We start from the raw sequence: 977 nt of genomic DNA, 5'->3' as shown, positions 1-977 counted from the left end.
GCCAGGGCGATGACTGCTTGGACGTGTTTGCAGCCCTCGCCGCGCTTCTTGAGGTAGAAGTCCCGGTTCGGCCCGTCGCGGATGATGCTGGTCTGTGCGGACATGTAGAAGACGCGTCGCAGGCGGCGGCTGTAGCGCTTGGGCCGGTGCAGGTTGCCGGTCCGGCGTCCGGAGTCGCGTGGGACGGGGACGAGCCCGGCCGCGGAGGCGAGGTGGCCGGCGTCCGCGTAGGCCGTCAGGTCGCCCGCGGCGACGACGAACTCGGCGCCGAGTATGGGGCCCATGCCGGGCATGGACTCGATGATCTCGGCTTGGGGGTGGGTGCGGAAGGTGTCGCGGATCTGTTTGTCGATGCGCTTGAGGCGGTCGTCCAGGTCCAGGATCTGTGCGGCCAGGTCGGCGACGATCTGTGCGGCGACGTCCTCCCCGGGGAGCGCTGTCTGCTGGGCCTGGGCGGCTTCCAGGGCGGTGGCCGCTACCGCGTCGGCGCCCCGCACGCTGCGATGGGCGAGCCAGGCCGTCAGCCTCGCGCGGCCACGGCGGCGGATCGCGGCCGGGGTCTGGTAACTGGTCAGCAAAACCAGCGCGCCCTTGTGGGCCGAGTAGTCGAAGGCCCGCTCCAGGGCGGGAAAGACACCTGTCAGCACGTCACGGAGCCGGTTGATCATCCGCACCCGGTCGGCGACCAGGTCGGAACGGTGCGAGGTCAGCAGCGCGAGATCGGCGGCCAGCTGGGCGGGCACGTCAATCGCCGCGAAGTCCCGGCGCTGCCTGGATGTTTCGGCGATGACGTAGGCGTCGCGGGCGTCGGTCTTGGCCTCGCCCCGGTAGGCCCCGGACATGCGGTTGACGGTGCGTCCGGGCACGTAGACGGCCCGCTGGCCGTGAGCCGCGAGCAGTGCCAGAAGCAGCGCGGAGGACGTGCCGGAGATGTCCACCGCCCAGTGGACGTTGTAGGCCAGGGCCAGGATCTCGCC

General features: G+C 70.9%; 1 protein-coding gene. It reads right to left on the bottom strand.

Going from position 1 to position 977, the window contains the following annotated elements:
* On the bottom strand, positions 1-977 hold a 977-nt coding region (locus MTF69_RS42645; RefSeq protein WP_243342211.1), incomplete at both ends, for an IS110 family transposase.

This window comes from Streptomyces sp. AP-93, assembly GCF_022808175.1.
Classification (GTDB): domain Bacteria; phylum Actinomycetota; class Actinomycetes; order Streptomycetales; family Streptomycetaceae; genus Streptomyces.
Note: the sequence above shows the minus strand (reverse complement) of the source record. Positions and strands in the feature narration are given on the sequence as shown.